Here is a 22,035-nt window from a genome sequence, read left to right as displayed (position 1 = left end):
ACCGATAACAGCCGCTGCGGCGGGCTCAACGTGCGTTTCGACGACGTATACCGCAAGTCGGCAGGCCCCCGCTGACTTGAAGCCCTGTCTATCTGGTCTACATTTGGGGTTCGCTTGACCGTTGGTACGGTCTCACATCCCAGTGCCCCGTCAGGAAACACCTCTTGCCGATCCCCCGTTCAGTCCAGTTCGTGCTGCTGTCGCTCGCCCTTGCAGCCAGTGGCTGCAGCGAAGAAGAGGGCTCAGCATCCATTCCCAAGGCCGCTAATGCCGCTCCGACGCTGGAGCAGCTGCCCAAATGTGAACGGATCGCGGCACGACTCACGCCGCTTCTGGATGGTCTGACCCTAGTGGATCAGGACGATGGTGGCCGTTACGACAATGTGACGGTCTACGGCATCAGTTGCTCCTGGCTTTCCCGGGAAATGCAGAACGCGGATATCTCCCAGCAAGTCAAAGGTGGCGGTCTTTCCATCGGCATCTCTGTCGACGAAACACCCTCGGACGAACAGATGCTTCGCAAAATGGGCATGGTCCATGACGACGCCCGCGCCGAGGACATCGGCGGCTTCGTGGTAGATGTCAGCGAGCGTATGGACCCCAGCGCTCAGCTGGGGATCATCGGCCCTCAGGTGGTCGTCGGCCGGGTCACCGTCACCGCGACGGCTGCCGGTATCGCCCTGCAGAAAGTGGAGAGCATGGAGTACATCACCAACGACCAGGCGATCGAGGCAGCCATCGCCATTCACCGAATGCTTCGCTGAGTCGAATCACAACCAACAGGCCGAAACCACTGAGGCCTCGCCACGCACCGAAAAAACAAGTACTGATCATAGGAGCAATCATGTCTTCAGCCATCCACCTGCCATCCCTGGCACTCGCCGCAGCGTTCACGCTGATCAGCTCGATCACTCAGGCGCAGGAGTCGGATCAACAGATGATGACCAACATGCACGCGCAGCTGGCCAAGTTTGGTGGCGCCATGCATGTGACAGCTAAAGTCTGCGACGACTACACCGACGAGAAACTTGCCGAGCATAGAGAGCAGCAGAAAACCCAGGCGACCCGCGCCGGAATGGACCCGGCAACTTTCGATTCGGCCTTTGCCGACGGCGTCAAGGAGAGCGAGGCGAAGTGGAAGGCTGTCCCCGCATCCGAGCGGCAGGCGAAATGCACCGAGTTCAAGCAGCAGATGGAGAGCCTTGGGCAGCAGTTCGGCCAGTGACGGCAGAGCGCGCCGGGCGGGCAAGCCAGCCCGGCCAGCCAGCCGCAGTTAGCCGACGATCACCTGGTTCTTGCCCAGGCGCTTGGCGGTGTACATCGCCGCGTCGGCGCGGGCGAACACGCTGCTCAGCTCGGGATCGCTGGCTTTCAGGTAGGTCAGGCCCAGGCTGGCGGTGACGCGGAAACGCTCGCCGTTCTCGGCGGTAAACACCACGCGTTCGATCTCGCGCTGCAGGCGCTCGGCGATCTGCTCGGCCAGGTCCGGCTGGCAGCCGGGCAGCAAGGCGGCGAACTCCTCACCGCCGATACGGCCGAAAAGGTCGCTCTGGCGCAGGACCGAAGCGCCACAGCGGGCGACCTTCTGCAGCACCTGATCGCCCATCTGGTGGCCGTGGGTATCGTTGATGCGCTTGAAGTCGTCGATGTCCAGCAGCAGAAACGCCAGCGGCGAGGCGAACTGCCGGGCACGCTCGAACTCGGTTCGCGCGCACTCGAAGAAGTAGCGACGGTTGCTGCTCTGGGTCAGTACGTCGGTCGTGGCCAGACGCTGCAGTTCGCCTTCGAGCTGCTTCTTCTCGGTGATGTCCTCGGCGATGCCGACGATGATCGGGCCGTGGCCATGCTCGGCGCGGCGGCCGAGGAAACACTTATCGCTCAGCCAGCGCAGCTGACCGTCGCCGCGGATGATGCGGTACTCGCGGGTCTCCACGGCACCCTCATCGAGCACGGCAAGCATCGACTTCTGCGCATACTCGACATCGTCCGGGTAGATCGCGTTGCGCCACTCACCGTAGTCGGCCAGCAGCAGCGCTGGCGAGCGGCCGAAGATGCGCTCGTAGGCCGGGCTGACATAGATCATCCGCTGCGCCTGCCAGTCGAATGCCCAGAGCACCGCGTTGACGCCGCCCAGCAGCGTGCTGAACAACTGCTCTCGCTCTCCCAGACGCTCCGCCTCCGCGCGCGCGTGCATCAACGCCAGCAGCGTCTGCGCATCACTACCCGGCAGCATGCTCATTCTCGAATCACCCTGGTTGCTCGCCAGCTGCATAGCCTTCTTCCTGAAACGACCGCCACCCAGGTGGCGGTACTGCAATGTAAGAGTGCTGTTCAGAGAGCTTGCAGCAGGCAAAGTTCCGGGCGCCGCTACGCCCCGGGCTTGAGCCGATCGAAGGTCATGCCGGGACGACGGATGGCCGCAGCGAATAGGTCCGCAGATGCTCGGCGAACTCACGCAGCGACTGGATGCCGCTGGCCTCGGCTTCCTGTACCCATTGCTTGATGGCCGCCAGCATGTCGTGGCCGTTGGCACTGGTCCGCGTCCAGATCTGCTGCAGCGCCAGACGCTTCTCGTAGATCACCTTGAGCGCCTGGCTCTGCTCCAGCATGACCTCGATATGTGCCTGCTGCTCCTGCTGCAGCAGGCTCGGTTCGCGTGCCAGCAGGCGCTTGGCGCGGCGCAGCCGGTGGCGCAGCGAGGCGTCGGCGCGAGACAGCTCCTGACGAACCAGCGGCACGATCACCAGCCGGCGATACTGCGCCATGATCTGGAAGCGGTTGTTGAGGATCGCCATGGCGCTGTCCATGTCCAGATGCCGCTTGCCCTCGACGCGATGGGCGATGGGTGCGGTACGGTTGACCTTGGCCAGACCAAGCATGCTGAACAGACGGATCCAGGCCCAGCCCATGTCGAACTCCCACTTGCGCACCGAGAGCTTGGCCGAGTTCGGGTAGGTGTGGTGGTTGTTGTGCAGCTCTTCGCCGCCGATGAGGATGCCCCAGGGTACGAGATTGGTCGCGGCATCACGGCATTCGAAGTTGCGGTAGCCGACCGCGTGACCCAGACCGTTGACCACACCGGCGGCCCAGAACGGGATCCAGATCATCTGCACCGCCCACACCGTCAGGCCGAGGGCGCCGAACAGGGCCAGGTCGATGGCCAGCATCAGCACGATGCCGAGGTTGGGGAAGCGCGAGTAGAGGTTGCGCTCGATCCAGTCGTCCGGACAGTTCTTGCCGTAGATGCGCAGGGTCTCCCCGTTCTTCGCCTCGGCCATGTACAGCTCGGCGCCCTTGCGCACGACGGTCAGCAGCCCCTTGTGCACCGGGCTGTGAGGATCATCCGGGGTTTCGCATCTGGCGTGGTGCTTGCGGTGGATGGCGGTCCACTCGCGGGTATTCATCGCCGTGGTCAGCCACAGCCAGAAACGGAAGAAGTGTTTGAGCGCCGGGTGCAACTCCAGCGAGCGGTGGGCCGAGTAGCGATGCAGGTAGACCGTGACGCTGACGATGGTGACGTGAGTCAGCAGCAGCGTGGTCGCGATGAGTTGCCAGACCGAAATGTCGAGTAAACCGGTGTGCCACATGATAACGGGGTGCCTCTTGCAGAACGGTGCGCCAACGACCTCCGCTGACGTTCACCTGGCCTCAGCCTAACACCAGGCGTCGGCGAGTCTAGGAAACGGCCCGACCGACCGTCTAAAAGCTGGTGATTTTTTAGCCAGATTCGGCTGCAATCGCTACGCTTCGGTACGTAGCGCAAGGCTGACGTGCGTTCCCGAAAGACGCTACCGGCCGCACTAGCATAGAGCTATCATTGTTTCTTTTTTGCCCTGGAAAGTTGCGGCTAATGCAAACGTCGTACAGCGAGCGCAGCACCTCGCGCCACTGGCCGGCCCGCCGATGACGAACGCCGGCATCACCACCCCCCACTGGATCTTCGCGCTCGGCAGCCTGCTGCTGGTGCTGCTGTTCGGCAGCCTGGCGTTCAACGATTACCGCGCGCGCGATGCCGCCTGGCACCTGGAAATCGACACCCACGGCGAACTGCAGAGCCTCGCGTTGCAGAGCGCGCAGCTCAATCAGCGGCGTCAGGCCGACATGGTCGCCACTGCGCTGGCTGGCAATGCCGAAGTGCTGCGCCAGTTACGCCAGATCGATACGGCGCTACGCGATGGCAGGGCCATGGACGATGCGCGCATCGAACTGGCACGCCAGCGTCTGCGTGCCGCGCTGAGCCCGGCCTGGAGCGCCATGCAACGCCACGGCGCACTGCAGTTGCAGATCTTCTGGAGCGACGCCGGGGTCGCCCTGCTGCGCATGCAGCAACCGGAGCGCTTCGGTGACGCAATGGCGGCGCAACGCCCAATGCTGCGCCGCGCGATAAGCGAAGGCAGCATGCAGTACGGCATGGAGGTCAATGCGCTCGGCGCCAGCAGTCGTGCCATCGTTCCGTTGCGTGCAACCGACAGCGAGTCCGGCGAGATCATCGGCGCCCTGGAAGTCGGCTACAACGTGCTGCCGGAACTGCCCGAGCTGGGCGACCAGCTGGCCGCCGGACTGGCGCTGATGGTCAATCGCCAGGCACTGCAGGCAGCCGACGTGGAAGCCCCCAGCGGCGTGCAACTGCGCAGCGACGGCGACTGGCTGCTGATCGAGCATTCGGCGACGCAGATTCTGCACTGGGCGCAGCAAGGCATGCTGCCCGAGCCGGAGATCGGCCTGGCCTTGCGCCTGCTGAGTGCCGACGGTCGCACCTATATGCTCAACCAGATTCCCCTGCACAGCGAACGCCGGACCCAGCCATCGACGCCGCTACTGGCGGCGGCACTGGTCTGGCGCGATATCAGCGCGATGCAGCAGGAGCACCAGCAGGCCGAACGCCGACTGTTGCTCAAATGGAGTCTGGCCTGGCTGATCGCCGAGGCGCTGCTGCTGACCCTGGCGGTGCTGCTGCAACGGCGCATCGGCGCGCAGCTGCAGCATCAGTTCAGCCAGCAACAGCAGGGCCGCCGCCGCCAGCGCCTGCTCGATCGCGCGCAGAAAATCGCCAGCCTGCTGCCCGGCGTGGTGTTCCAGCTCAAGCGGTTCGCCAACGGCCGCTATGCCTTCCTCTATGCCAGCGAGGGCGCACGTGACCTCTACGGTATCGACCCACAGCGACTACTGGTAGATGCTGCCCAGGCGCTGGCGCACGTTCATCCGCAGGATTTGCCACGGCTGAAAGCTGCGCTGCTGCGCCTGGCCGCGCAGTCGACGACCGGCTCGGTGGAATTCCGCATCCAGCATCCGCAACGCGGCCTGCTCTGGGCGGAAGGACGTGCCACCGCCGAACGTCGCCCTGACGGCACCGTGCTCTGGCACGGCTTCGTCACCGAGATCACCGAACTGATGGAAGCCACCCGCGCGCTGCAGAAGAGCGAGAGCCGCTACCGCGCCATGGTCGGCAACCTGCCGGGCGTGGTCTACCGCTGCCGCAACGACGGCCGCCGGCGCATGAGCTATCTGAGCAACGGCATCGAACGCCTGACCGGCTACCCGGCCAGCGATTTCATTGGCGACCGCATGCGCAGCTACGCCAACCTGATCCACCCAGACGACCTCGAGCTGGCCCGGCAACACGCCGAGCAGGACACCTTCGAGGGCATCTACCGGCTCATCAATGCCGAAGGCCGGACCGTCTACGTGCGCGAAAAGGCCCGCGTACTGCGCGAACGCGACGACCCGGTCGGCTGGTGCGACGGTTTCATCTGGGACGTCACCGACCAGGCACTGGCCAAGGAAGAGATGCAAGAGCGCGAACGCTACCTGAGCATGCTGATCGACAACGTGATCGACGCCATCATCATCATCGACGCGCGCGGCATCATCGAGACCTTCAACCACGCCGCCGAGCAGATCTTCGGCTACAGCAGTGCCGAAGTGATCGGTCGCAACCTGTCGATGCTCATGCCCGAACCGGACCGCTCCGCTCACGACGGCTACCTGGAGCATTACGCCCGCCGCGGCACCTCGCGCGCACTCGAACAGAACCGCGAGCTCACCGCCCTGCGCCGCACCGGCGAGACCTTCACCATTGAGCTGCGGGTCTCGCAGATCAGCCACCACGGCGAATGCAAATTCATCGGCCTGGTCCGCGACATCACCGAACGCAAACGCATCGAGCGGATGAAGAGCGAGCTGGTATCCATCGTCAGCCACGAACTGCGCACACCGCTGACCTCCATTTCCGGCGCGCTCGGCCTGATCGTCGGCGGCGCGCTGGGTGAGACGGCGCCGAACATGCGCCAGATGCTCAGCATCGCCCATCAGAACAGCCTGCGCCTGGGCCGCCTGGTGGACGACCTGCTGGACATGGACAAACTGGTCGCCGGCAAGATGACCCTTGACCTGCGCGCCCTCGCAGTGCCCGCGCAGCTGCAGCAGGCGATCGCCGCCAACCAGGGCTACGCCGCCAAGCACGACGTCACTCTGATTCTGCAGCAGGCGCCCGACGTAGAACTGGTGGCAGACGACGACCGGTTGCAGCAGGTACTGGCCAACCTCATCTCCAATGCGGTCAAATTCTCGCCGCCGGGCGGCAGCGTCTCGCTCGGCAGCGAGTGCCGCGGCGCCTGGGTGCGAATCTGGGTGCGCGACCAGGGCCCGGGCATCGCCCCCGAATTCCACACGCGGATCTTCCAGAAATTCTCCCAGGCCGACTCTTCCGACAGCCGTCAGAAGGACGGTACCGGCCTTGGTCTGGCCATCAGCAAGGAGCTGATCGAACACATGCACGGCCGGATCGGCTTCGATTCCGAGCCGGGCGAAGGCGCCTGTTTCTGGTGCGAACTGCCGATCGCACCGGCGGTGCAAGATTAACCCTGATGCTTCCGTGAGCGCGGACGCGTACGCAATCTTCTGGAGGCACAATGGCCGAGCTCAGGCGCATCCTGCACATCGAAGACGATCCGTCGATCCAGGCGGTGACCAAACTGGCGCTGGAAGCCATCGGCGGCTACGAGGTGCTGTCCTGCTCCTCCGGTGCCCAGGCGCTGGAGGAAGTCGAAGCCTTCGCCCCCGACTTCATCCTGCTTGACGTGATGATGCCCGGCATGGACGGCCCGCAGACGCTGCTCAGGCTGCGCGAGCGAATCGACCTGGAGCGGATTCCGGTAACATTCATGACCGCCAAGGTGCAGCCGAGCGAGATCGAACACCTGCGCAAGCTGGGCGCGCGCGACGTGATCGTCAAGCCGTTCGACCCGATGCAGCTGGCCGAGCAGATTCGCAGCATCTGGCTGAGTGGCCGATACTAGGCAGAACTGCTTAATCCCCCGGTCGTGAAACGCTGCCGACCCGGACGCCCCCCACCGAACCAGCAAGGCGCGACGATGGAGTCACCGCAACAAAGCACGACGCCGATGCCATCCACCGTCCAGCCGCGCGAGCTGTCACGCCTGGCGGCGTTACTGCGCTACGAAATCCTCGATACGCCGGAAGACTCGGTCTTCGACGACTTCACCAAACTGGCCTCACAGATCTGCGACACGCCCATCGCGCTGATTTCACTGGTCGACGATCGCCGCCAGTGGTTCAAGAGCCGCGTCGGCCTCGACGTCAGCGAGACCCCGCGGGAAATCTCCTTCTGCACCTACACCATCGCCGGCGAGGAGATCTTCGAGGTACCGGATACGCTGCAGGACCCGCGTTTTAGCAACAACCCGCTGGTGCTCGGCGACCCGCATATCCGCTTCTACGCCGGCACGCCACTGACCACGCCGGACGGCTACAACCTTGGCACCCTGTGCGTGATCGACCGCCAGCCACGTCGCCTCAGTGCCGAGCAACGCGAAATCCTGGAGCGCCTCGGCCGCCAGGTGATCCGCCTGTTCGAACAGCAGCTGCTGGCGCACCGCCACGCCGAACAGGCGGCACTGCAACAGGCCATCCTCGACAGCGCCTCCAGCGCCGTGCTGGTGACCCGCCCCGACGGTGTCGTCACCAGCGTCAACCCGACCGCCGAACGGCTGCTCGGCTACAGCGAACAGGCGCTGGTCGGCCATCCGCTGACCGCCGCGCTGTTCCGTCCGGAAGCGCTGCAGCGCCGGGCGCTGTTGCTTTCCAGCGAATTGCAGATGCCGCTCGAGGCCGATTTCTCGGTACTGACCGCGCCGCTGCACCGCGGCCGGCGCGACATGTCCGAATGGCGCCTGCGTCACCAGAACGGCAACGAGGTGCCGGTGCTGCTGGGCGTGACCGCGATCCATGACGAGCAGGAGCACCTGCGCGGCTACCTGGTCAATGCCTACGACCTGGCCTATCAGGAGCAGTTGCAACTGCGCCTGCAGCAGATCGCCGCGCAGGTCCCGGGCATGCTCTTCCAGTTCCATTGGCGCGCCGATGGACCGGCGTGCTTTCCCTATGTCAGTGAAGGGGTCGAGCAGATCTACGGGCTCAGCCCGGCGCAGCTGGCCAGCAGCTTTGCGCCGATCGTCGGCCGGGTCCACGGCCCCGACCGCAGCGCCCTGTTGCTCAGCATCCGCCAGGCGGCTCGTGAACTCACGCCCTGGCACAGCGAGCACCGTGTCGAGCACCCGCACAAGGGGCTGATCTGGGTCGAGGCGCGGGCAACCCCGCTGCAGCAGGTCGACGGCTCGGTGCTCTGGCACGGCTTCGTTACCGATATCACCGCGCGCAAGGCCGAGCAGCTGGAGCTGGACAAACAGCAGGAGATGAACCGGCGCCTGCTCGAGGCGCTGAGTGAAGCGGTGATCGCCTGCGATGCCGAAGGCAATCTGACCCTGTTCAACGAGAAGGCCAAGCAGTGGCATGGCGCCGATGTCGCCCCGTTATCGCCGAGCGAATGGGCCCGCCATTACCGGTTGTACCGCGCCGATGGCGTTACCCCGCTGGAACCCGAAGAGATTCCGCTGCGCCGCGCCCTCAATGGCGAGCACGTCATCGACCACGAGATGGTGCTGCTGAGCAATGGCGCACCGCGGCACGTACTGTCCAACGCCGACCCGCTGTACACCTCCGATGGCCAGCGAATGGGCGCGGTCGTCGTGTTGCACGACATCACCGAACGCAAGCGCATCGAACGCCTGCAGCGCGAGTTCATCTCCACCGTCAGTCATGAGCTGCGCACGCCGCTGACGTCCATCACCGGCGCGCTGGCGCTGATCTGCTCGAACGTCATGGGCGAAGTGCCCGAGTCGATGCACGAACTGCTGGAGATCGCCCAGCAGAACAGCCAGCGCCTGAGCGCCCTGATCGACGACCTGCTGGACATGGACAAGCTGCACGCCGGCAAGATGCGCTTCGACATGCTCGAACAACCGCTGCAGCCGCAGCTGGAGCTGGCCCTGCGCAGCAACGGCAGCTATGCCGAACGGCATGGCGTGCAGCTGCACCTCGGCGCCTGCCCGGCAGTGAGCGTGACGGTCGATGCTATGCGCCTGCAGCAGGTATTGAGCAACCTGCTGTCCAATGCAGCGAAGTTTTCCCCTGCCGGAGAACGGGTCGATCTGTCGGCGCGGGTCAGTGACGGCAAGGTTCGGGTCAGCGTCCGAGACCAGGGCCCGGGAATTTCCGATGAATTTCGTGCGCGGGTATTCCAGAAGTTCGCCCAGGCAGACTCGTCCGACAGCCGCCAGCAAGGCGGAACCGGGCTGGGCCTGGCGATCAGCAAGGAGCTGATAGAGCACATGGGCGGGCAGATCGGCTTCGAATCCGAGCCCGGCCAGGGCGCCTGCTTCTGGTTCGAACTACCCGCACAAGACCAGGCCAAGGAGAGCCCGTGATGAAACAGCTCAAGCGCATCCTGCACGTCGAAGACGTACCGTCCATCCAGGTAGTGACGCGCATCGCCCTGGAAAAGCTCGGCGGCTTCGAAGTGCTCAGCTGTCAGTCAGGCCAGGCCGCGCTCGACCAGGTGCAGGGCTTCGCTCCGGACCTGATCCTGCTCGATGTGATGCTGCCGCAGATGGACGGCATCGAGCTGGTTCGCCAACTGGCCGATCTGGTCGATCTGCAGCAGACGCCCGTGGTGTTTCTCACCGGCCACCTGCAGCCCGAACGGCTGCAGGAGCTGCGCCAGCTCGGCGTGCGCCAGGTGCTGGGCAAGCCCTTCGACCTGCTGCAACTTGCCACCCAGTTGCGGCAGATCTGGGAGGCCGAGCATGGATGATCGCACCCGCCTGGCGCTGCAAGAGCAGCTGGCGCAGCTGGAACAGCAGTTCGGCGAGCGCCTGCTGGCCGACCTGACCGACCTCGCCACGCTCACCCAGGATCTGCAGCAGACCCGTGCCACCGCCAGCCGCCGGCTGGTGATGCTGAGCATCCGCGAGCGCCTGCATCGGCTGGCCGGCGCCGCCGGCACCTTCGGCTTCGCCAAGCTCGGGGAGCGCGCCAGGCAGTTGGAGCAGCGGGCTGACCGCTGGCTGGATTCGGCCAAGCCGGGCAGCCGCGCCGCCGAGGCCTTCGCCCGCGCGGTGCTGCAGTTGGCCGGCGAAACCCCTGGCCAGGAACGCGACGGCGCGGCGGAACTGCCGGAGCACCACGAGGAGCCTGCACCCGGCTGTCGCATCTACCTGATGAAGGCCGATCCGGTCGCGGGCGCCAGCATGGCGGTGACCCTGCGCAACTTCGGTTATCTGGTCAGCCAGTGGCCCAACTTCGCCGCACTGCAAGCGGCCGTGGCCGATGAACTGCCCGACGCGCTGATCGTCAGCGTGCAGCAGGACAGCGATTTCGACGCGCTCGCCGCTCTGCAGCAAGGCCTCGAGCAGCCACTGCCGCTGCTGGTCATCCATGACCGGGCCGATTTCGCCAGCCAGCTGGCCGCGGTGCGTGCCGGCGCCCAGGGCTTCTTCGTCCGCCCGCTGGATATCACCCAGCTGGAGAACAGCCTGGAGCGCTGCCTCGATCGGCAGCAGGGCGAACCCTTCCGCGTGCTGATCGTCGATGACGACGCCGAGCTGGCCGCACGCTACAGCCTGGTGCTGCGCAACGCGCAGATGCAGGTGCAGATCCTTACCGAACCGACCCGCGTGCTGGAGACCATGCGCAGCTTCAACCCCGAGGTGTTGCTGCTGGACGTCAACATGCCGGACTGCTCCGGGCCGGAACTGGCGCAGATGATCCGCCTGCATGACGAATGGTTGCGGGTGACCATCATCTACCTTTCCGCCGAGACCGATACCCACCGGCAGATGGCGGCGCTGCTCAAGGCCGGCGACGATTTCATCACCAAGCCGATCAGCGATACCGCGCTGGTGGCCGCGGTGTATTCCCACGCCCAGCGTGCGCGCTCGCTGAGTACGGCGCTGGCCCGCGACAGCCTGACCGGCCTGCTAAAGCACGCCGATATCAAGGAACAGCTGGCGTTGGAAGTGCAGCGCACCACCCGCACCGGAAAACCCGCCAGCGTGGTGATGCTCGACCTCGACCATTTCAAGCAGATCAACGACACCTACGGGCACGCCGCCGGCGACAACGTCATCCGCGCCCTGGCCAACCTGCTACGCCAGCGCTTGCGGCGTATCGACAGCCTCGGCCGCTACGGGGGCGAGGAGTTCGTCGCCGTGTTGCCCGAATGCTCGGCCCTGCAGGCCCGACGCATTTTCGACGAAATCCGCGTGCGCTTCGCTGCGCTGAGCTTCAATGCCGGCGACCAGGAGTTCCGCGTGACCTTCAGTGCCGGCATCTGCGAGACCGACGGCCACAGCGCCTCCGGCCTGCTGCTCGAGCATGCCGACCAGGCGCTGTACGTGGCCAAGCACAACGGCCGCAACCAGGTGCAGATCGCCCAGCGCTGAGCGCCCGGCCCTTTCGGCGGCGAACCGCTGTGGTTCGTGCAGGTCTGACTACACTGAGTTCATCCCGGTGACCACGCGGTAGCGAGGCAACTGGGGATTCTGTGCAGTCATCCCCGGCGGAAGGAGTCCGATTTGCCCGCAAGACTCGCGATCGGTTGGCATTCAATCGCCTTTCTCGCTGCGTTTCTGTTGCTCGTCGCGCTTGGCTGGCAAGGCAAGCGCACGCAGGAAGCGCTGTTGCAGACCAATCGCTCGGTCAGCCACAGCCTGGAAATCATCACCTCGGTCCAGGCGATCTTTTCTTCGTTACAGGACATCGAAACCGGTTCGCGCGGTTTCATCCTCACCGGCGACCCCACCTATCTCGAACCCTACGAGCGTGGCCTCAGACAACTGGAAGGCAACCGACGCAGCCTGCAGCGCCAGGTCGAAGGACGTGATTATCCCGACCGACGCTGGTTCCGGACCCTCGATGCGACCATCGCCGACCGCCTCGAAGTTGCCGCCGGCAACATGCAAACCCGCCGCGAGGCCGGGCTGCAGGCTGCCGTGGAGCGTCTGCGCGAGGCCGGCGGGCACCTGCTGATGGACCGCCTGCGCGCACGGCTCAACGCCGTCGAGCAGCACGAGCGCAGCCACCTGGCCGCCGCCAGCGCAGCCGTGGCACGCACCACCGAGCGCGCGCAGCAACTGGCACTGATCGGCACGCTGGTGGTGATCGGGCTGTTTCTGGCGGCCTTCTGGGCCTTGCAGCGGAATCTGCAGATTCGCCAGCAGCTCGCCCGCAGCGCCCAGGCCGGCGAGGCACGCCTCGGGGCGCTGCTGCAGGCCATCCCGGACCATCTCTACGCGGTCGATAAGCGGCAGCAGGTGTCGAGCATTTCGCGAGGCACCCCGCGCCGCGCACCGCCGCCGGAAGCGATCGAACCCTTGCTCATCGAGCTGCTCTATCAGACCGACGAAGGCGCGCTGCGCCAGAAAACCTGGTGCGAGGTGCAGACCCAGCGCACCTTCGAGGTTCGTCTGATGCCCACCGGGCTGGGCGATCATCTGGCCATCGCGCGCGACGTTAGCGAACTGCAGCGCAACCGCGACAGCCTGCACGACCAGCAGGTCTTTCTCCGCCGCGTGGTCGACACCGACGATAACCTGATCTTCGTTCGCGACGCCCAGGGCCGCTTCCTGCTCTGCAATTCGGCGCTCGCGGCCCTGCTGGACGTGCGCCCGCAGGACATCGAGCAGCGCCGCCCCGACGAGGTGCCGTCTGCCGTGCGGCTGCAACCGCTGCTGCTGGGTGACGAAGAGCTGGCCGAACTGGCGGGAGGCAGCGGCGATCTGCGCAGCACCGAGGTCGCGCTGACCGACGCCCATGGCGCGGAGCACTGGTTCCAGGTGGTCAAGCGCCCGCTGCGGATCTCGACACGTACCTGTCATGTGGTCACGGTGGCGGTGGACATCTCCCTGCGCCGACGCATGGAGCAGATGAAGACCGAATTCATCTCCACCGTCAGCCACGAGCTGCGCACGCCGCTGACCGCCATCCGCGGCGCCCTCGGTATGCTGATCGGAGGCATTGCCGGACATATCGGCGACGACGCCCGCCCGCTGCTCGGCATCGCGCACAAGAACAGCGAACGGCTGGTGCGCCTGATCAACGACATTCTCGACATCGAAAAGCTCGAAGCCGGCCGCCTGGCCTTCAACTTCGCTCGCCACGACGTGCGCGCGCTGGTGCAGCAGGCGCTGTCGGACATCACGCCATACGGCCAGGATTACGGCGTCAGCCTGGAATTTCTGGATGATCCAGAGCTGCCGACCAGCGAGGCGACCCTGGACCCCGACCGCTTCGCCCAGGTGATGGCCAACCTGCTGTCCAATGCGATCAAGCACTCGCCAGCCGGCGGCTGCGTGACGGTGGAGCTGCGCCACAGCGGCGAAATGCTGGAGATTGGTGTGCAGGATCGCGGGCCCGGCATTCCGGAAGCCTTTCGCTCGCGCATCTTCGAGCGTTTCGCCCAGGCCGACTCCTCCGACGCCCGCCAACGCGGCGGTACCGGGCTGGGGCTGGCCATCACCCGCTCGCTGGTGCAGCAGATGCACGGGCAGATCGGCTTCGACTCACAACCCGGTCAGGGCAGCCGCTTCTGGCTGCAACTGCCGCTGGAGAGCAACGAACAGGCGGCTCGGCCACAGACCCCGGTCCAGCCAGTCGGCGCGGCGTCGCCAGCGGAGCAGGCCACGCCGATCCTGATCCTCGAACCCGACAGCCATGCCGCCGAGCAGCTGGCCGAGGCGCTGCACCAGCACGGCTATGCCACGCTGATCGCACACGCTGCCGCCGAAGCACGCGAGCTGCTCGATCGACACCGAGTGCAGGCGCTGACCCTCAGCCCGGCGCTGCACGACGAGAACAGCGTGGCCTTCCTGCAGAGCCTGCGCAGCCAGCACCACTACCGCAATCTGCCAGTGCTCATCGTCAGCCTGCAGCCGCAGCGTCGGGACGAGGATGACGGCTTGCTGCGCGGCGGCGCGGTGGGCGTGATCGACTGGCTGCACAAGCCGATCGACCCGTCGCGGGTCATGGAAGTGATCCACGCCTGCCTGCAGCTCGGCGGGTCGAAGCCGCGCATCCTGCACGTGGAGGATGACGACGATCTGCGCGTGCTGCTCGCTCGACAGATCGCCATGCTGGACGTCGAGCTGGTCGGAGCGGCTACCCTGCATGAGGCCCGCCAGCTGATCGCAGCGCAGCCGTTCGATCTCGCGGTGATAGACCTGATGCTGCCGGATGGCGAGGGCACCGAACTGTTCGATCAACTGGCATCGAGCGTTCCGCCGCCCCCCGTGATCATCTTTTCCGCACTCGACACCCCGATCCAGGACAGCCGTTTGGCGCTGCGCCAGCTGGTGAAATCTCGTCACGACGGCGACGAACTGGCCAGGCTGATCCAGCACCTGTTGCAGCACTGGCCACCGGGCCACACACATTCTGACGAGGTTCATGCATGAGCGAATCCGCCAGCCAGCGCATCCTCATGGTGGAAGACGAAGAAGACATCGCCTTCCTCATCCGTTACATGCTCGAACGCCACGGCTTCGTCGTCGAGCATGCCGCCGACGGCCGCCAGGCCCTGGAGCACTTCGCCCAGGCCGAGCCGCCGGACCTGACTCTGATGGACATCATGCTGCCCTATCACGACGGCCTCGAGCTGATCGAACGGCTGCGGGCGCAACCCGGCTGGGACAGCGTGCCGGTGCTGATGCTGACTGCCAAGGCGCGCGAGGTGGACATCGTTCGCGCTTTGGAACTGGGCGCCGACGACTACGTGACCAAGCCCTTCCAGCCGGAGGAACTGCTGGCGCGTATCCGTCGCCTGCTGAGGGGCCGCCGATGAAGCGAGCGGTCATGCTGCTTGCCCTGGCGCTGCCTTGCGGAGCGGCGCTGGCGGATGTCGCCACCGCCGAGCGGCAGGTCCAGGCGCAGCGACTGGACGCGGCCGAAGCGACCCTGCGCGCGCACCTGGCGCAGCGCCCGGATGACGCCGAAGCAAAGTTCCTGCTGGCCCGCGTGTTGAGCTGGCAGGGCCGGCCGGAACAGGCCTTGCCGATCTATCGGCGATTGCTGCGCCAGCAGCCGGACAATGCCGACTACCTGCTCGGCGAGGGTCAGGCGCTGCTCTGGGCCGGTCATCCGCAACGCGCCCTGGTCGCGCTGGAGCGTGCCGCGACACTCGCGCCGGACTATGTCGAAGTACAGCAGGTGATCCAGCAGGCCCGCGCCGCGCTGACCGTGCCCAGCACCGCGGCGGCGCCCGTGCCGGTGGTCGACGCCGCGACCAGGCGCCGTCACGAGCTGGAGATCTCGGCGCGTCAGGACTGGCTCGATAGCGGCTTCGACAACTGGCGCAGCCAGCGCCTGGACTACGCCTCGACGAAGCCGGAGAGCCTTGGCTGGTATGGTGCGCTCACCCGCGAGCAGCGCTTCGGCGAGTGGGACGAGGGCGTCGAAGCCGGTGCGGTGATTCCGCTCGACGACAACTGGACGCTGCAGCCAGAGGTCGGCTATCAGCCTTCACCCTATTTCCTGCCCGAGTGGCATGCCGATCTGCGCCTGCAGCGGCGGCTGCCGGACGGCTACCTCGGTGCCGTCAGCGTTCGCCGCACCGAGTACGAGACCACCCGCGTCGACCGCCTTGCGCTGAGCGCCGAGCGTTACTGGAACGCCTGGCGCGCCGGCTACACCCTGAACGTGACCGACGTGGCCAACGCCGGCACGCCGATCGGCCACGACCTGGCGCTGGACTACTACTACCGGGGGCTGAGCTACGCCGGCCTGCGCTTGACCGTGGGCGAGGAAGAAGCGGTGGAAGAGCAGCAGCTGATCACCAGCGACGTGCGCGCCATCAGCCTGCAGGGCCGTCACTGGTTCGACAGCCGCTGGGCGCTGAGCTGGGAAGTCGGCTATCACCAGCAGGGCAGCTACTACGACCGACAGTGGCTGCAGATCGGCCTGCGCCATGCGTTCTGACCTGCTGGCCGGCTGCCCGCCCTGGCTGTGCGAGGCGCCCGCTCGGCTCTGGCTGCACGTCTGGCCGGAAGACCGCATGTTGCAGCTGGCGCTGTACTGCGCCTTCGGCCTCGGGGCGTTGACGCTGCTGGTGCTGCTGCAGGTGCTGCTGCTCGGCGAGCTGTCGCGCCGGCGCGCCGTGCGCCGGCAGCAGTTCAACGAACAGTGGCGGCCCTACTTCGCCCTCTGCAGCCTCAGCGATGAACTGCCAGCCAGCCATGCGCCGCTGCCACGACGGCATCAGCTCTGGTTCCTGCTGCAGTGGAACCGTACCCAGCTGCAGCTGCGTGGCGCCGCGCGCGAGCGCATGAACCGCGCGCTGGTCGCGCTGGGTATGGATCGTCAGGCGCTGCTCCTGTTACGGGGGCGGGTGCGCAGCAAGCTGATCGGCCTCACCTGCCTGCGCCATCTGGCCGACCCCACCCATTGGGACGCGGTGCAGCCGCTATTGCTCAGCCGCAACGCCATCGTCGCCCTGGCCGCCGCGCAGACGCTGGTGGCCATGGACCCGGCAAAGGCCATGCAGCTGATCCTGCCGGCGGCGGTGGAACGCCCCGACTGGGCGTTGCCGCGCCTGGTCAGCCTGTGCCAGCAGGCCGGTGAGCAGGCAGTGACCACGCCGCTACTGATCGTGCTGTCCAGCTCGCCAGACCCGCGCCGCGAGCGACTGGTCGGCCTGCTGGTGCATGGCGACCCGCGCCATGCCGCGCCCTGGGCGCGGGCACGGCTGGACCAGGGGGCGCCTGTCGAGCAGCTGCAGGTGGCGCTGCGCTGCCTCAGCGAGCTTGGCGACCCACGCGACCGCCCACGCCTGCTGCGCGCCCTCGGCCACGAACAGGAGGGCGTGCGCCTGGCCGCCCTGCTGGCGCTGCACAAGCAGGCACGCCGGGAAGACAGCGAGCTGTTCCTGCCGCTGCTCGCCGACCGCAGCTGGTGGGTGCGCCAGGCCGCCGCCGATAGCCTGGCGACGTTGCCCGGCGCATCCCCGGACGCGCTGCAGCAGCTGCTCGAGCAGGTGCACGACCGCTACGGCAGGGACGCCCTGCGCCGGGCCATCGCGGAGGTGCGCCGGTGACGGTCGACTGGCTGTGGTGGCTGCAGGTCGCCTTCATCCTCTATTTCCTGCTGCTCAACGGCATGTACCTGCTGCTCAACCTGCTGTCGATGGGCAGCCTGATGGGTTACATCCGCCAGCGCGCAGAAACCGGCGAGCTGGCGCCTTATCTCGGCGTCGAACCGCCGGTGTCGGTGCTCATGCCGGCCTTCAACGAAGAGGCGACGATCCGCACCTCGGTGCGCTCGATGCTGCAGCTGCAGTACCCCGAATTCGAGATCGTGGTGATCAACGACGGTTCGAAGGACCGCACCCTGGCCGTGCTGATCGAGGAATTCGACCTGGTGCCGCACCCCGAGCCGTTGCGCCAGGCCGTCGCCCACCAACCGGTGCAGGCCATCTACCGCTCGCGCCGCTACGCCAACCTGCGCGTGGTCGACAAGGCCAACGGCGGCAAGGCCGATGCGTTGAATGCCGGTATCAATGCCGCGCGCTATGGCCTGTTCTGTGGCGTCGACGCCGACTCCATCCTGCAGCGCGACAGCCTGCTGCGCGTGGTCCAGCCGTTCCTCGAAGACGAGCGCACCATTGCCGCGGGCGGCACGGTGCGCATCGCCAATGGCTCGCAGGTACGCGGCGGCTTTCTGATCCAGGCCGGGCTGCCAGGCAACTGGCTGGCGCGCTTCCAGATCGTCGAGTACCTGCGCGCCTTTCTCTTCGGCCGCCTCGGCTGGTCGCCGCTCAATGCCGTGCTGATCATCTCCGGCGCCTTCGGCCTGTTCGATCGCGAGCGGGTGATGGCGGTCGGCGGCTATCGCACCGATACCGTTGGCGAGGACATGGAGCTGGTGGTGCGGCTGCACCGTTATCACCGCGAGAAGCGCATCCCCTACCGCATCCGTTACCTGCCGGACCCGATCTGCTGGACCGAATGCCCGGAAGACCTCGGCACTCTGGGCCGCCAGCGCAGCCGCTGGCAACGCGGCCTGGCCGAAAGCCTGAGCCGGCATGCGCGGCTGGCCTTCAGCCTGCGTGGCGGCACGCCGGGCTGGCTGGCCTGGCCGTTCATGGCGCTGTTCGAATGGATCGGCCCGCTGATCGAGCTGGTCGGCTACGGCTTCATGCTCGCCGGCTTCGCCTTCGGTGCGGTGTCCTACGCGGCGCTGGCGGCCTTCCTGCTGGTGGCGATCGGCATGGGCATCCTGCTGTCGGTCAACGGCCTGCTGCTGGAAACCATGTCGTTCCGCGTCTACAGCCGTCGGCGCGACATGCTGCAGCTGTTTCTGATGGCCGTGCTGGAGAACTTCGGCTACCGCCAGCTGAATACCGTCTGGCGCTGCCGCGGCCTCTGGCAATGGTTCTCGCGACGCAAGCACCAGTGGGGGGTGATGCGCCGCAGCGGGCAGTGGGGGCAAAGCTAGCTGAACGCTCAAAAAACCGTAGGGTGGATCACGCTTCATCGATCCACCATGGCTGTGCAACAAGGTGGATGTAAAAGGCGACATCCACCCTACGGATGTCGTCAGAGCTGAATCCAGGTCGCCTTGAGCTCGGTGTACTTGTCGAAGGCATGCAGCGACTTGTCGCGGCCGTTGCCGGACTGCTTGAAGCCGCCGAACGGCGCGGTCATGTCGCCGCCATCGTACTGGTTGACCCACACGCTACCGGCGCGCAGCGCCCGGGCGGTGCGGTGCGCCTTGGACAGGTCGGCGGTCCACACCGCGGCAGCGAGGCCGTAGGGGGTGTCGTTGGCGATCGCGATCGCTTCCTCGGCGCTGTCGAAGGTGATGACCGAGAGCACCGGGCCAAAGATTTCCTCCTGGGCAATCTTCATCGCGTTGCTGACGCCATCGAAGATGGTCGGCTCGACGTACAGCCCGCCGGTTTCCTCCAGCGTACGCTGACCGCCGATCAGCACCTGCGCGCCGGCCTGGCGCCCGGCGTCGATGTAGCCGAGCACGGTGTTGAGCTGTTGGCTGTCCACCAGGGCGCCAACGTTGGTCGCCGGGTCCAGCGGATTGCCCGGCTTCCAGCCCTTGAGCGCCTCCACCACCATGGGCAGGAAGCGCTCCTTGATCGATCGCTCCACCAGCAGCCGCGAACCGGCAGTGCAGACCTCGCCCTGATTGAAGGCGATCGCACCAGCCGCCGCCTGGGCAGCCGCCTGCAGGTCGGGCGCATCGGCGAAGACGATGTTCGGGCTCTTGCCGCCCGCCTCCAGCCAGACGCGCTTCATGTTCGACTCGCCGGCGTAGATCATCAGCTGCTTGGCCACCCGCGTGGAGCCGGTAAAGACCAGCGTGTCGACGTCCATGTGCAGCGCCAGCGCCTTGCCGACGGTGTGGCCGTAGCCTGGCAGGACATTGAGCACGCCGGCCGGAATGCCGGCGTCGATCGCCAGCTGGGCGATGCGGATGGCGGTCAGCGGCGACTTCTCGGACGGCTTGAGCACCACCGAGTTGCCGGTGGCCAGTGCCGGGCCGAGCTTCCAGCAGGCCATCATCAGCGGGAAATTCCACGGCACGATGGCCGCCACCACGCCGACCGGCTCGCGGGTGACCAGGCCCAGCTGGTCGTGGGGCGTTGCCGCCACCTCGTCGTAGATCTTGTCTATCGCCTCGCCGCTCCAGCGCAGCGCCCGCGCGGCGCCTGGGATGTCCACCGTCAGCGAGTCGCCGATCGGCTTGCCCATGTCGAGGGTTTCCAGCAGGGCCAGTTCTTCGCGGTTGGCTTCCAGCAGATCGGCGAAGCGAATCAGCACCGCCTTGCGCTTGGCCGGTGCCAGGCGCGCCCAGCTGCCGGCATCGAATGCGGCACGGGCACTGGTCACCGCGCGCTCGGCGTCGGCCTGGTCGCAGCTGGCGACCTGGGCCAGCACCCGCCCGTCCACCGGGCTGATGCAGTCGAAACGGTCGCCAGCCTGCGCCTCGGTGTATTCGCCCTGAATGAAAGCGCGACCTTCGATACGCAGGTCACGGGCACGCTGTTGCCAATCGGCGAAGGTCAGGCTGGGCATGGTGCTTCCTCTCTCTCAGGTCTTTCGGGCTATGGAAAAGGCACCCTAAACCAGCGGCGCGGACCCTATCAATATTTTTTACGAACGGCCGGTCAATCGCCTTGTTTTGTTCGTTTTATTAAACATAGACTCGAGCAAAACGCTGCGGCGCCGTCGCAGCATAGTCGCTCGTCGCCGGAGCCAGCCCCATGTCACAGGATTTCCATCCCAACGCCTCGCCTGATCACTTCTGGATGCCCTTCACCGCCAACCGCCAGTTCAAGGCCACCCCGCGCCTGCTGGAGAGTGCCGAAGGCATGTACTACACGGCGAGCGACGGCCGCCAGGTGCTCGACGGCACCGCCGGGCTCTGGTGCTGCAATGCCGGCCATGGCCGACGCGAGATCAGCGAGGCGGTGAGCAAGCAGATCGCCAGGATGGATTTCGCCCCGACCTTCCAGATGGGCCATCCGCTGCCCTTCGAGCTGGCGGAGAAGCTCGCCGCCATCAGCCCCGAAGGGCTGAACCGGGTGTTCTTCACCAACTCCGGATCGGAGTCGGCGGATACCGCGCTGAAGATCGCCCTGGCCTATCAGCGCGCCATCGGTCAGGGCTCGCGCACGCGGCTGATTGGCCGCGAGCTGGCCTATCACGGCGTAGGTTTCGGCGGCATGTCGGTCGGCGGCATGGCCAACAACCGCCGCGCCTTCGGCCCGATGCTGCCGGGCGTCGATCACCTGCCGCACACTCTCGATCTACAGCGCAACGCCTTCAGCAAGGGCCTGCCGCAGCATGGCGTGGAGCGCGCCGATGAACTGGAGCGGCTGGTGGTGCTGCATGGCGCGGAGAACATCGCCGCGGTGATCGTCGAGCCGATGTCCGGCTCGGCCGGGGTCATCCTGCCGCCGGTGGGCTATCTGCAGCGTCTGCGCGAGATCACCGCCAAGCACGGCATCCTGCTGATCTTCGATGAGGTCATCACCGGCTTCGGCCGTGTCGGCGAAGCCTTCGCCGCCCAGCGCTGGGGCGTGACGCCGGACATCCTCACCTGCGCCAAGGGACTGACCAACGGCGCGATTCCCATGGGTGCGGTGCTGGTCGCCGACCACCTGTTCGATGCGTTCATGAAGGGACCGGAGAGCGTCATCGAGTTCTTCCACGGCTACACCTACTCAGGGCATCCGGTGGCCTGCGCGGCGGCACTGGCGACCCAGCAGATCTATCAGCAGGAGAACCTGTTCCAGAAGGCCATCGACCTGGAGCCCTACTGGCAGGAAGCACTGTTCAGCCTGCGCGACCTGCCCAACGTGATCGACATCCGCACCGTCGGACTGGTCGCCGGTATCCAGTTCGCCGCCCATGCCGATGGCGTCGGCAAGCGCGGTTACGAAGTGTTCCGCGAGTGTTTCGAGAAGGGCCTGCTGGTACGCGCCAGCGGCGACACCATTGCGCTGTCGCCGGCGTTGATCGTCGAGAAGGCCGAGATCGACCAGATGATGGAGTTGCTCGTCGACGGCATTCGCAAGGCCGGCTGAGGCTTATCCGACCTGACGAGCCATTCTCGCCGTATTTGCAGGGAAAACCGGTGGGCTGAAGCCCACCCTACAGGGGCGGCGGT

The 22,035-nt window shown here is 66.2% G+C and carries 16 protein-coding genes; 13 read left to right on the top strand and 3 right to left on the bottom strand.

The features are described from left to right. Window positions 1-164 precede the first annotated feature (164 nt). A complete protein-coding gene (locus HZR81_RS16950; RefSeq protein WP_125867610.1) occupies window positions 165-764 on the top strand; it encodes a lytic murein transglycosylase in 600 nt (199 codons plus the stop codon). Window positions 765-844: 80 nt separating this feature from the next. Continuing rightward, the gene (locus HZR81_RS16945) at window positions 845-1,225 is read left to right on the top strand and encodes a hypothetical protein (protein WP_125867609.1); all 381 of its coding nucleotides are present in this window, start codon (window positions 845-847) and stop codon (window positions 1,223-1,225) included. 48 nt (window positions 1,226-1,273) lie between these two features. Here HZR81_RS16945 and HZR81_RS16940 read toward each other — a convergent pair whose 3' ends face one another. Next, window positions 1,274-2,272, bottom strand: a complete 999-nt coding sequence (locus HZR81_RS16940) for a sensor domain-containing diguanylate cyclase (protein ID WP_253751359.1) — start codon at window positions 2,270-2,272, stop codon at window positions 1,274-1,276. Between the two features lie 124 nt (window positions 2,273-2,396). Next, window positions 2,397-3,587, bottom strand: coding sequence for a delta-9 fatty acid desaturase DesA (gene desA / locus HZR81_RS16935; RefSeq protein ID WP_500128785.1), 1,191 nt, complete (start codon window positions 3,585-3,587; stop codon window positions 2,397-2,399). Window positions 3,588-3,903: 316 nt separating this feature from the next. On the opposite strand from desA, the gene HZR81_RS16930 reads away from it, so the two are divergent. From HZR81_RS16930 to HZR81_RS16885, 10 genes are all read left to right on the top strand, one after another. After that, complete coding sequence (locus tag HZR81_RS16930; RefSeq protein WP_500128784.1) at window positions 3,904-6,861, top strand: PAS domain S-box protein; 2,958 nt, start codon at window positions 3,904-3,906, stop codon at window positions 6,859-6,861. Between the two features lie 50 nt (window positions 6,862-6,911). Next, on the top strand, window positions 6,912-7,298 hold the full coding sequence (locus HZR81_RS16925; protein ID WP_063540303.1) for a response regulator: 387 nt from the start codon (window positions 6,912-6,914) through the stop codon (window positions 7,296-7,298). Between the two features lie 75 nt (window positions 7,299-7,373). After that, a complete protein-coding gene (locus tag HZR81_RS16920; protein WP_500128783.1) occupies window positions 7,374-9,785 on the top strand; it encodes a PAS domain S-box protein in 2,412 nt (803 codons plus the stop codon). Further along, on the top strand, window positions 9,785-10,171 hold the full coding sequence (locus HZR81_RS16915; protein ID WP_500128782.1) for a response regulator: 387 nt from the start codon (window positions 9,785-9,787) through the stop codon (window positions 10,169-10,171). Before HZR81_RS16920 ends, HZR81_RS16915 begins: the two co-directional genes overlap by 1 nt. Then, window positions 10,164-11,801: a diguanylate cyclase gene (locus HZR81_RS16910; protein ID WP_500128781.1), complete on the top strand. Its 1,638-nt coding sequence runs from the start codon at window positions 10,164-10,166 to the stop codon at window positions 11,799-11,801. The genes HZR81_RS16915 and HZR81_RS16910 overlap by 8 nt, the downstream gene beginning before the upstream one ends. A gap of 132 nt (window positions 11,802-11,933) precedes the next feature. Then, window positions 11,934-14,810 (top strand): ATP-binding protein, encoded by a 2,877-nt coding sequence (locus HZR81_RS16905; RefSeq protein ID WP_500128780.1) that lies wholly within the window; start codon window positions 11,934-11,936, stop codon window positions 14,808-14,810. Then, window positions 14,807-15,196 (top strand): response regulator transcription factor, encoded by a 390-nt coding sequence (locus tag HZR81_RS16900; protein WP_156245654.1) that lies wholly within the window; start codon window positions 14,807-14,809, stop codon window positions 15,194-15,196. The genes HZR81_RS16905 and HZR81_RS16900 overlap by 4 nt, the downstream gene beginning before the upstream one ends. Then, window positions 15,193-16,329, top strand: a complete 1,137-nt coding sequence (locus tag HZR81_RS16895) for a YaiO family outer membrane beta-barrel protein (RefSeq protein ID WP_500128779.1) — start codon at window positions 15,193-15,195, stop codon at window positions 16,327-16,329. Before HZR81_RS16900 ends, HZR81_RS16895 begins: the two co-directional genes overlap by 4 nt. Then, complete coding sequence (locus HZR81_RS16890) at window positions 16,319-17,443, top strand: HEAT repeat domain-containing protein (RefSeq protein WP_500128778.1); 1,125 nt, start codon at window positions 16,319-16,321, stop codon at window positions 17,441-17,443. Before HZR81_RS16895 ends, HZR81_RS16890 begins: the two co-directional genes overlap by 11 nt. Continuing rightward, complete coding sequence (locus tag HZR81_RS16885) at window positions 17,440-18,843, top strand: glycosyltransferase family 2 protein (RefSeq protein ID WP_500128777.1); 1,404 nt, start codon at window positions 17,440-17,442, stop codon at window positions 18,841-18,843. The genes HZR81_RS16890 and HZR81_RS16885 overlap by 4 nt, the downstream gene beginning before the upstream one ends. A 101-nt stretch (window positions 18,844-18,944) precedes the next feature. On the opposite strand, the gene HZR81_RS16880 is transcribed toward HZR81_RS16885, so the two are convergent. Next, window positions 18,945-20,438 (bottom strand): aldehyde dehydrogenase, encoded by a 1,494-nt coding sequence (locus tag HZR81_RS16880; protein ID WP_500128776.1) that lies wholly within the window; start codon window positions 20,436-20,438, stop codon window positions 18,945-18,947. A gap of 188 nt (window positions 20,439-20,626) precedes the next feature. Between HZR81_RS16880 and aptA the strand changes: the two genes are divergently transcribed. Next, window positions 20,627-21,952, top strand: coding sequence for an omega-aminotransferase AptA (aptA, locus tag HZR81_RS16875; protein ID WP_500128775.1), 1,326 nt, complete (start codon window positions 20,627-20,629; stop codon window positions 21,950-21,952). The last annotated feature ends 83 nt before the right edge of the window (window positions 21,953-22,035 follow it).

Source organism: Pseudomonas sp. LM13 (genome assembly GCF_041381355.1).
Lineage (GTDB): Bacteria > Pseudomonadota > Gammaproteobacteria > Pseudomonadales > Pseudomonadaceae > Stutzerimonas > Stutzerimonas frequens.
The sequence above is the reverse complement of the archived record's forward strand: the minus strand, read 5'-3'. Positions and strand labels throughout refer to the sequence as shown.

Coding starts and splice junctions, on each gene's coding strand:
- HZR81_RS16910 (WP_500128781.1), top strand. CDS start 10,164: ATGGATGATCGCACCCGCCTGGCGCTGCAAGAGCAGCTGGCGCAGCTG.
- HZR81_RS16900 (WP_156245654.1), top strand. CDS start 14,807: ATGAGCGAATCCGCCAGCCAGCGCATCCTCATGGTGGAAGACGAAGAA.
- HZR81_RS16940 (WP_253751359.1), bottom strand. CDS start 2,272: ATGCAGCTGGCGAGCAACCAGGGTGATTCGAGAATGAGCATGCTGCCG.
- HZR81_RS16920 (WP_500128783.1), top strand. CDS start 7,374: ATGGAGTCACCGCAACAAAGCACGACGCCGATGCCATCCACCGTCCAG.
- HZR81_RS16880 (WP_500128776.1), bottom strand. CDS start 20,438: ATGCCCAGCCTGACCTTCGCCGATTGGCAACAGCGTGCCCGTGACCTG.
- desA (WP_500128785.1), bottom strand. CDS start 3,587: ATGTGGCACACCGGTTTACTCGACATTTCGGTCTGGCAACTCATCGCG.
- HZR81_RS16895 (WP_500128779.1), top strand. CDS start 15,193: ATGAAGCGAGCGGTCATGCTGCTTGCCCTGGCGCTGCCTTGCGGAGCG.
- HZR81_RS16945 (WP_125867609.1), top strand. CDS start 845: ATGTCTTCAGCCATCCACCTGCCATCCCTGGCACTCGCCGCAGCGTTC.
- aptA (WP_500128775.1), top strand. CDS start 20,627: ATGTCACAGGATTTCCATCCCAACGCCTCGCCTGATCACTTCTGGATG.
- HZR81_RS16930 (WP_500128784.1), top strand. CDS start 3,904: ATGACGAACGCCGGCATCACCACCCCCCACTGGATCTTCGCGCTCGGC.
- HZR81_RS16915 (WP_500128782.1), top strand. CDS start 9,785: ATGAAACAGCTCAAGCGCATCCTGCACGTCGAAGACGTACCGTCCATC.
- HZR81_RS16925 (WP_063540303.1), top strand. CDS start 6,912: ATGGCCGAGCTCAGGCGCATCCTGCACATCGAAGACGATCCGTCGATC.
- HZR81_RS16890 (WP_500128778.1), top strand. CDS start 16,319: ATGCGTTCTGACCTGCTGGCCGGCTGCCCGCCCTGGCTGTGCGAGGCG.